Here is a 9,993-nt window from a genome sequence, read left to right as displayed (position 1 = left end):
CCTCTCCCCATTCCCCAGTCCCCACGAACAGCATTAAGTTTTCACCATAATCACTGTGCAATTACTTTTGCGAGAAATATTCTCTGGAATATTTCCTTGAATAACCTGTTGTAGTAAACTTTCGCGACTAGCTCCTAAAACAATCACATCACTATTTTCTTGTTCGGCACACTCAAGTACAGCTTCAGAAACAGAATCAGCTAGGACTGGTGTAGCTGTTACCTTACCTTTAACTCTACGTTGCAGAAAGCGAACAGATTTATCTAGTAATGTTGTATCGGGTAAAGATTCGGGAGATTGGAATACTTGGCATACATTGATTTGCGGGAATGTACTTAGAGAAGTCAGGGCAGGTAATAATTTAATTGCTTGTCTGGAGTTGGGGCCGCCTGCCATTGGCAGCAACCAACGATCGAAAGCTCTTTTATCATCGAATTTAGCTAGAACAACATCACAAGGTGCTTGTCGAATGACGGTATCTACTACCCTGCTGAAAACTCTACCAGGTGTTGATGTAGTACCTTTCCAACCCATCAATACTAAGTCAATATGTCGTTCTTTTACAGTCTCCAAAATTGCCTCAGCAACATTATGGGCAACTCGGATCTGGGTGTGGATGGGAATTCGCCATTTTTCTGCTAATAGTGTTGCCCTTTGCAAAAGATGATGGCTTTTGGTGGTTTCTACTGGTGTTTCAGATGGGACGCGGCTAGATGGAACGATAATCACTTGCAAGCATTCTATTTCGTAATTGCGATCTTTAGCGATCGCTACTGCCATTTGTAGTAAAGTCTCGGCTGTCTGGGGATGTGACAGTGGTACTAATAGCCTTCCTTTGCCTGTGGCTGGTGCGTGAGTTTGGTAAACCACATAAGAAGGTGCTGATTTTGGTTCTATCTGTTCAGTATTACCACTGAGGCGTTCTGCTTCTGTGCGGATAATATCGCTGCGAGTGATAATTCCTACTAGTTTTCGGCCTTCTGTAACGGGTAAGCAGCTGAGGTGATAGCGATTGAGTATGTGCAGCACATAGGCTAATGTCGCTGTGGGACTGACTGTTACAGGCTCCGGTGTCATAATTTCCCTGACAGTTCTATCTCCACTTAACTGTTGGGAAGCAATATCAATTAAATCTTTTTGGGTGATAATACCTACAACTTTACCATTTTCTAAAACAGGGAAATTGCGATGGTGAGATTGAGAAAATGCCTGTACTGCTTCATCAACGCTCATCTGACTAGATAGGGTTTCAACACGTGGCTGCATGACATCTGCGGCGGTTAATTGTGCTAAAAGACCCTCTGTAGTTGGTTCTTTTGTAATGTGAATTCCTTTCCACTCTAGTAGAAGATCGTAGAGCGATCGCTTGTCAATTTTTTCCGCCACTAAATAGGCAACTACAGACACAATCATTAACGGTAACACCAGATTGAAATCTGTTGTCATTTCAAACACAATGATTACTGCTGTAATTGGTACTTTGGAGACGGCGCTAAAAAACGCAGCCATGCCCACATGAGCATAGGTTGTTGCAGCACTCATTCCCAGCAAATGCTCTTGTGCAGCACCCACCAAATAGCCAAGGGCGGCTCCCAACACCAAAGTGGGAACTAGTAAACCCCCTGGCGCACCAGAACCGTAAGTGACAATAATGAGGGTAAATTGGACTAAGAGAGCGATCGCTGCAAATACCCAGTCAGCATTACCCACAAGTAAAATTTCTCTGAGTCCAGCATTATTGCGAAAAGTTACGGGCAATAAAGCGATCGCAACACCAGTAACTAACCCAACAATTCCAATTCGCCAAGGTAAACTCAAGTTTAGTACGCGGCGGTTAATTGCCAGACTGGCAAGAACACCCTGATTAAAGACAATGCCCAATAACCCAGCCAACACTCCTAATATGAGGTAGAAAGGGATTTCCTGGGCGAAGAAGGTTGTATCTGGCAGTACTAAATTTAGATGATTCAAATCTAAGCTGTGACTGCCATAGAGTCGAGAGATAACTGAAGCGATGAAAGAAGCTAAAATCGCAGTGCCAAGAGTAATGCCTGAAACATCTTGTAATAATTCTTCTACGACAAAAAGTACACCTGCGATCGGTGCATTAAAAGCCGCAGCTAACCCAGCCCCGGCTCCGGCGGCGATGAGTTGGCGACGATGTTCTGGAGAAGTCGGCACCCAATTACTCAATTGATTGGCCAAAGCTGCCCCTATTTGCACAGTGGGCCCTTCCCGTCCTAGAGGCATTCCAGAACCAAGCACGAGTGTAGCACTCACCAACTTGACCAAAGCAATCCGCAGATTTAACGGCATCGGTACGCGAGCCAATACTGCTTTCACTTCCGACATCCCGCTACCTGATGCTTCAGGGGCGAAGCGCTCCACTAACCAACCAGCTAACATTCCTCCTACCAGTCCAATACCTGGTAGCACTAAGTACGCAGGCCAATGATAAGAAACACGTACTCGCCATGCACCTGCCCAGTCTACTGTCTGTCCTAATAGAACTGCTGCTAATCCAGAAACTAAACCAATCAAGCAAGCTTCTAAAAAAGCAAAGCGCTTTGGTCGAAGCAACTGACGCCAAAGCCTCAACCAGAGAATTTTACCCCTGACTAACATGTTTTTAGCAATCACTTCTCATCAGCGGAGATACGGAAATATACAGATATCTAAATATCATGTCCGATAAATTACTTATGATATATCATTGCGAGTGCAACGTAGACACCTCAAACATGGCTTCCGGACATGATATAAAATGTCATACCGTTAACTCTATTCATAGTATTTCGTAAAAAAATAAAATTTTAATAAAATTTTGGTTATTGCTCAATAAATAAAAGACGGTTAATACTCAACAGTCAACAGTAGACCTATTGCAAAAGTGCTTTTTGCACTCTTATGGAAAAAGGGGTGCATCTTTATTGGGGAAAGGGAAAACACAAAACCTTTCCCCCTTTCCCCTTACCCTTTTCCCGACTAAGGCCAAGAAGTCTAGTCAACAGTCAACAGCCCAAACCACAATAATTTATTTTTTGGAATTCATATTCTGCTGGCAAGTAGCCACGGGAAGTTTAACAGTAAAAGTTGCTCCTTTACCTTCTCCCCCACTCTGGGCTTCCACTGTACCTCCATGAAGCTCGACCAAGTGACGGGCGATGGCCAAACCAAGCCCTAAGCCGCCAAACTCCCTTGTAGTTGAGCCGTCGGCTTGGCGGAAGCGCTCAAAGACGTATGGTAGAAATTCTGCTTTGATGCCCACACCAGTGTCCCGTACAATCACCTCGACAAATGAGTTAGCAGACTGAAGCTGCACTTCAACGCGCCCACCTTGGGGGGTAAATTTAATAGCGTTGGCAACGAGGTTCCATATTACCTGTTGAAGCCGATTTGGGTCTCCTAAGATGGGTTCCACATTGGCAAGTTGTAGCTGTAAATCAATGTCTTTAACTTCGGCGGCGTGGCGTACTGAATCTATGGCACTGATGATGACAGTGGCTAAGTTTAGCGGCTGTGGTTCGAGGCGGAGTTTCCCAATCACGATGCGCGATGTGTCAAGGAGGTCATTTACTAGTTGTGCCTGGGCTTTAGCGTTGCGCTCAATGGTAGCGATCGCTCGTTGTGTCTTTTCTGGGTCGAGCTTCCCAGCACCCAGTAACTGGGCCCAGCCTAAGATGCCGTTGAGAGGGGTTTTGAGTTCGTGGGAAACGGTAATTAAAAACTCATCCTTGAGACGGTTAGCGGTTTCTGCTTCGGCCCGCGCTGTCTCCACCTGCCTTAAGTGTTCGTCCCGTTCTCGCTGGCGCTGTTGCAGGAGGTCAGCAGAAAATTTTAAAGCTTCGCTTAACAAAGCTACTTCTTTAATAGGCGAGGGTTCGATGTGCGGATATTCACCTTTGGCAAGGGATTCTGCGGCGCAAGCAGCCGAAGCAATACTTTGAGAAATCCACTGCGAGAGGATAAGAGCGCCCACACCACTGACCACAAGCAATGCCAAGCCAGAGCCAACAACAAGCCACATCGCCCGACGAGTAGGACTTTCAATGATTTCCACGGGAACAACAACGGCACTCGTCCAGCGAGAAAAATTGGTTCTGCTGAAGGCAACATACACTGCTGCTCCCTCCAAGGTAGTCTCGCGGTAGACTGTCTCAGTTGTTGAAGCGATTCGCTTTAAAAAAGACGGAGTACCTTGCTGCCCCACAAAGCGCTCAGGATGGCGAGTCCGGGCTACAACAACACCATTACCGTCAATGATAGTACGCGTCCACTCTCCATCAATAGGTGTCTGGGTCTTAATGGTACTAGTGATTGCTTCTGAGGTAATCAGGGCACTAAGGACATACCGTAGCTTGCCTGAGCGGATGACGGGAACGCGTACGGGGAAAACCCATTTTTGCTTCAGACGTGCAAAGGCAAGATAACCCACAGTGGGCTTTTGTGTTTCGACAACACGCCGCACACTTAATGGCTCATTTGCTTTTGGTAAAGCAATGCCAAAGGGACGAAAGGTATTGAAAACCTGTTGTCCGTCTGGCGTTAAGAGAACCACACTCAACCAAGTCGGCTGTGTCTGTGCTGTACGCAGTGCCTCGTGATAAAAGGCTTTTAATTCACTTTGGTCGAGTCTGTCAGAGGCTGCCAGTGCTTGGAGAGTCCTGGTTGTGCTGGAAAACTCGCGCTCTATATCTTCAGTGAGATTGCGTGCTGCTATAACCAGACGGCGTTCTGATGCTGCACGCTCCTTGAGCGAAAGTTGATATACAACAGCAACAGCGAAAAGGACTACTGGGAGTAAAGCCCCTGCTACCAGTAACACAAGATGCCACTTCAGAGTCAACGTGCGTCTGCCGACAGAATTAAAGTCATTATTTATACTTGTTTTTGGCAAACCGACTCCCAAGTTTGAAGGGAATTCGATTTTATCCGATCTTGTCACGCTCTTTTGCTGAAAGCACATCCAGTTATTTTTGTGCTGTAATCATGGTATTTTAAGTAAAAACCGAGGCATTAGCCTTTATTATTGTAGTCTATTCAACTGCAACTTGCTATGTAAGTTGTTACCTATTGGAATTGCACATTAACTCAAAAGTCCTCTGTTACAAAGTTCTGTTTTAAGGAAGCCTTGGCTCAAACAAAAGCGCTTTGTCCTTAAACAATCGAGATAAATTGTTACATGACATAAGCAGTAAAATTAACTAGATTGTCTTGACCAAATCTTAACGCATCACCGTTTAATAAACGATATTGCATTCCAGGAGTTAGAAGACTGTTATTTAAATAAATACCATTTGTACTCATGTCAACAATCATATATGCATTTTGCGACCAGTCCCAATCGACTCGCGCATGACGACGAGAGACTATTCCTTCATTGGGAATACCGGTTAAATCAATTTCTGGCGGTGCTATTCCTGGGCTTTGACTGCGACGACCAATAAAACCTCCTTCACCAACGAGGTGAAATTCTCTACCGCTGCTATGAATTAGCTTTAAAACTGGCGCTCTTTGAGGTGGGGGGGTATAAACCGGAGGTGTTTGTGGATAAGAAACCCGTGGTTGATAGACTGTTGAATAATCTGCGGGGGTTTGTTGAGGAACTTGGTAGTTGGGTTGTTCTGTTCGCTGGTATTGGTTTGGTGGTTGTTGAATTGGTGGTTGTTGAATTGGTGGTTGACTGGGCTGTGGCTGAATAGGTGGTTGTGGTGTAGGAGTCACTACATTCCCTATGGGAGTGGAGCACCAGGGACAAACCTTAGCATTGTTAGGCAGGGCGCGGTTAAAATATTCGCAACTAGGATTAGGGCACCGATTTGCAGGCATAAGAATTTATATCATCAGGCATGGGTTGTAAAGCGACAAGACCTACTTTGCTAAGTAAACACTGACCCTGACGAGTTGTGAGCATCCGGGCAAATGTAGAACCACCGACTTGGCGGTTGCTGTCTTGAGGGTACACTACAAAAATAGGGTATCCCAAAGGATAGCTTTGGAAAGTAGTAACATCAACATAATAATCATCATGCTGACACAAGTCATCTGAGGGATTAATAGAGCGACGATCGCGTTTTTGAAACAAAGGTTGGGTAGCTGGCTTGTTACCGTTGGCGATGGCTAGGGGATAACCACTACACTGTTTCCACGTTTTACTGATAATCCCAAAACTGATAATTCCGGTAGCTCGTCCCTCTAAAGTCTCGCTACGTATTTGGTTTTGGGTTTTTGTGGTGTCTTGTTGAGTAACTTTCGCTGCAAATAAAGCTTTGTCTTGGGGGTTATTTTGCAAAACTATTTCTTGAAATTTAGCGATGGCTTCCGGTTCGGTGGGAGCAAAGGGTTTAATTTCCAGAGGATTGGCTAACTTGGGATTAATTTGTTGCCAATTAGTAATTTTACCTGTATAAATTTGACGCAACTGCTCAAGGCTAATTTGCCCTCCCAGAGCATTAGCTAGATTAGAGTCTCGTTTATTAAATGCCACAAAAACAGTTAATCCATCATAGGCAATTTGTTCTTTTTTCAGTTGACTGGTAATTCGATTTTCTAAACTTGTAATTGCAAAGTCTTTTTTCCCTGTTTGTACTTCTTCTATACTTTTAATTGGGTTATTGACATCTGCTGATAAAATTGACTCATATTTATATATTGCTGTGGCATCTGGTCTGGGTTTAGTTAATAAATTTCCTAAACGGCTGTCGTCTACTGGTTGGGTTAAAATAAAACTCCATGTACTATCTTTTTCTCCTGTGTAAGTAAAATTTCCTGAAGGAAGATTGGGAACTTCTGCAAAAGCTCGTAGAAGCGTACCCCATTGAGTCAAATTCGGTTCATTTGTTTTCTTACCGGACAACAGCCAATACCAAATTCCTCCCCCTAGTAGTAAAAAAACCAGGATTCCCAGCAATAAAATTAAAGGCATTGGTAAACGTTTTTGGACTTCAACAGCAGCAGAGGAACCCACTGGAATATTAGTATTATCTTCTTTGGGAAGTTGTAACAGTGCTTGACGAGCCGCTTCTGCACTTGCAAAAGCAGTTTCCAACCCCATTAAACGATAAATAAATTGTTTTAAATGATTATCTGTATCTGGCCATTGTTGATTGTCTCTAGGATCTAAAGGCTGGTTAGAAGATAAATTAGTTGTTCTTCCCACCCATAAATAAAAGGCTACCATCCCTAAAGATTGTAAATCTTGTTCTGGTCTTGCGGTGGTTGGTTGAGGAATAATCGGTGGAATAAATAAGTTTTCCCAGATGGCTAAATCACAAAAATATATAGAAAATTTTTGATGTGCTTCTAATTTAATTAAAATACTATCTAAATTAATGTTGCCGTGAGTTAAACCGAGTTGTACTTGATTGGAAGGAAAACGTAGTTTTTGGGTATGAAGAAATTGCAGAGTTTGTAGTGCTTGATTGAGGAATTCCCGCACTTGGGGGGGTGTCATTGCTCCCTTTTCAATGATATATTTAGCTAAAGTCTGGGATGAGTCTATGCCTTTAGCGATTAAATAACAGCGTTCTATTTTATCATCAGCGATCGCTTCTTTAGTTTCCACCAGCCGGAAGTTTTGAATGCGACTATCAGCTAAACTTATCCCACCGACTCTTTTAAACGTTTCTTTCCGTTTTATGGTTTCGTTTTCATTAAAGGAACGACTGGGTAGTAAATATTCTTTAATAATTACAGGTTGTTTGTCCTTTAGTTGGATACCTGAGTATAAACGACCTAAACCCCGCACCCCACAATAACTATTTATTTGATAAGTCCCCTGGCTTCCTTTAATCTCAGCTTCCTGTGGTAAAGTCGCCAGAAAACCACATTCCAAACAAAATTTAGCACCCTTGATTTGCTGTGCTGTTTGAAAAGGGCGATCGCAATTTAAGGGAGAATTATACGAACAAGGGTATTCTTGATAAAAAGATTCTAGTGAAGGCATAGAGAAATTTCGTGAATTGCGCCGACTAATTCCGTTTTACTCAACCTTTAACTAATCCTAACTTGAGTGCAGCCACAATCGCTTGAGTACGGCTAGTAACCTTCAATTTTTCAAAAATACTCGTGAGATGCGCCTTCACAGTAGCAACTGTCACATATAAATGCTTAGCAATTTCTTCATTAGAAGCACCTTGAGTTAACCAATATAAAACTTCTTGTTCTCTTTCTGTTAAATGTACTTGCTGACATGCTCTGATAGACGCATCTGAATAAGCTTGGAAAAACCGAAAAAATCGACTCGCAACTTCTGAAGGTAAATAAATTTCCGATTTAGTTACAGTATTAATTGCTTCACACAATTGAGTTGCTAAGCGATTTTTAAACACATAACCAGAAGCTCCCGCCTGCATGGCGCGGAAAATCCAGTCATCTTCTTGATGAGCAGACAATACTAAAACCTTACCAGCAAAGGCAACTTCTTTCAGACGTGCCAAAACCGTAATTCCATCACACCCCGTTAATTGCATATCCAACAAAATTAAATCTGGAGTCTTCTGGTTAGCGAATTTTAAAACTTGTTCTACACAATCTGCATCACCCACAACTTCTACAGGTAATGCGGAACTAGTATTATAAAAATTCAGCAGAGTACGTAACCCTTGCCGAAACCTTTCTTCATCATCCACCAGTAAAACCGAAAGCTTTTGATTATTAAGCATATTTTTTATGACGAATTACGTTAGCCCATTCCGAATTATCTATCCACTTCTTGGCCTCGGCAAAATTACCGAAAATTGTGCCCCACGTTCGGCTAAAATTTGCCCCCAAATACTTCCTTGATGATCCAAAATAATTTTTTTAGCAATAGTTAAACCCAGTCCTGTACCTCCTCGACGACGGGAATAAAAAGGGGTAAATATTTTTTGTAAATCCTCTGGAGATAATCCTGGGCCTTGGTCAGAAATTTTGATTAAAACTTCCTCTTGAAAAATCTGCCAACTACAGTTAATAATTCCAAAATTCGGACTAAAATGAACAGCATTACTCAGAATATTATCAAATACTTGCTTCATTTGCAGTCTATCTATTTTTAAAGTAGTCGATGTATCAGGAAGATTTATTTGCAGGTTTTTTTCATTAATTAACGGTTGTAAATGAGTGATACTTTCCAGAACTAAATTTCTTAAATCTTGGGGAGCAACCCTTAATTTTACACTTTGACCGCAATCAATAAGCTCCGTTAAATTAATATCTAAATCTTCGATACTTTTGCTGATAATGGTTGCTTGTTCTTGCCAAGGGTTTTCCTTTAAACCCAAGCATAAATTATGTGCATATAACCCAATCAACCCTAAGGAATTACGCAATTGATGACCGACTCGATGCAAAATATCTTCTAAAAGTTGAATTTCAGTTTTTTGTCTTCCATAGCCTAAGTAAATATCTATATACTTACCCAAGAGCATGGCAGAGCGTTTTATGTATAATTGCAAATTATCTGAAATAGCTTCATCAGCAATGATTTGGATGTATTCTGGTTTTTGGTTTCTATAGCCTATCGGGCAAATATAGCAAATGGATGAAAAATTTTTCAATTCAAATTTCTTGACAGTAAACACAGGTGGAAAGTCTGTAAGCCAAGCTTCTGAACGCAAATAAATTAAAATTTTTTGAGAAAACGGAGATTGGTGTTGACGATAATTGATAACTTCTTGATGATTTTTAAGTAAATAATCATGATAGACAATCCGAGCGAAAAAAATTGGTTCCTGACTAGTTAATTGTTCAGACTCAAGTTGACAAAAACTTTTGATATCTGAAGAACTCAAAGAATTAGAGACATTTTCTAGTTTATGTTGAGAAAAGCCTAGCGTCATAGCTTCACTCGCTTTTTGTAGCAAATATTTTTACTCTTCTGTTGTCTAGTATAATTTTATGCAGTCTCATCAATGTTTATTTTTTTATTAAGTTATTTTTGTAACTGAATTATTACAAAGAATTATTAAGTTTTTATTCACAAACGCAACTTAATTTTGTAAGTATATATAG

At 41.7% G+C, this 9,993-nt stretch carries 6 protein-coding genes; all 6 read right to left on the bottom strand.

What is annotated here, in order from left to right:
* Nucleotides 1–33: 33 nt before the first annotated feature.
* Complete coding sequence (locus GNE10_RS26370; RefSeq protein ID WP_185568223.1) at nucleotides 34–2,625, bottom strand: chloride channel protein; 2,592 nt, start codon at nucleotides 2,623–2,625, stop codon at nucleotides 34–36.
* Between the two features lie 409 nt (nucleotides 2,626–3,034).
* Nucleotides 3,035–4,945 carry a sensor histidine kinase gene (locus GNE10_RS36175; protein WP_311774851.1) on the bottom strand — a complete coding sequence of 637 codons (1,911 nt, stop codon included), beginning with the start codon at nucleotides 4,943–4,945 and terminating at the stop codon, nucleotides 3,035–3,037.
* Nucleotides 4,946–5,178: 233 nt separating this feature from the next.
* Entirely contained in the window at nucleotides 5,179–5,724 is a 546-nt protein-coding gene (locus GNE10_RS26360) for an FHA domain-containing protein (RefSeq protein WP_311774850.1), read from the bottom strand.
* 82 nt (nucleotides 5,725–5,806) lie between these two features.
* The gene (locus tag GNE10_RS26355) at nucleotides 5,807–7,945 is read right to left on the bottom strand and encodes a substrate-binding domain-containing protein (RefSeq protein ID WP_185568210.1); all 2,139 of its coding nucleotides are present in this window, start codon (nucleotides 7,943–7,945) and stop codon (nucleotides 5,807–5,809) included.
* Nucleotides 7,946–7,985: 40 nt separating this feature from the next.
* Complete coding sequence (locus GNE10_RS26350) at nucleotides 7,986–8,663, bottom strand: response regulator transcription factor (RefSeq protein ID WP_099072622.1); 678 nt, start codon at nucleotides 8,661–8,663, stop codon at nucleotides 7,986–7,988.
* Between the two features lie 39 nt (nucleotides 8,664–8,702).
* Nucleotides 8,703–9,821: a sensor histidine kinase KdpD gene (locus tag GNE10_RS26345; protein WP_185568220.1), complete on the bottom strand. Its 1,119-nt coding sequence runs from the start codon at nucleotides 9,819–9,821 to the stop codon at nucleotides 8,703–8,705.
* Between the last annotated feature and the right edge of the window lie 172 nt (nucleotides 9,822–9,993).

Source organism: Nostoc sp. 2RC, assembly GCF_014222165.1.
GTDB lineage: Bacteria > Cyanobacteriota > Cyanobacteriia > Cyanobacteriales > Nostocaceae > Nostoc > Nostoc linckia.
The sequence above is the reverse complement of the archived record's forward strand: the minus strand, read 5'-3'. Positions and strand labels throughout refer to the sequence as shown.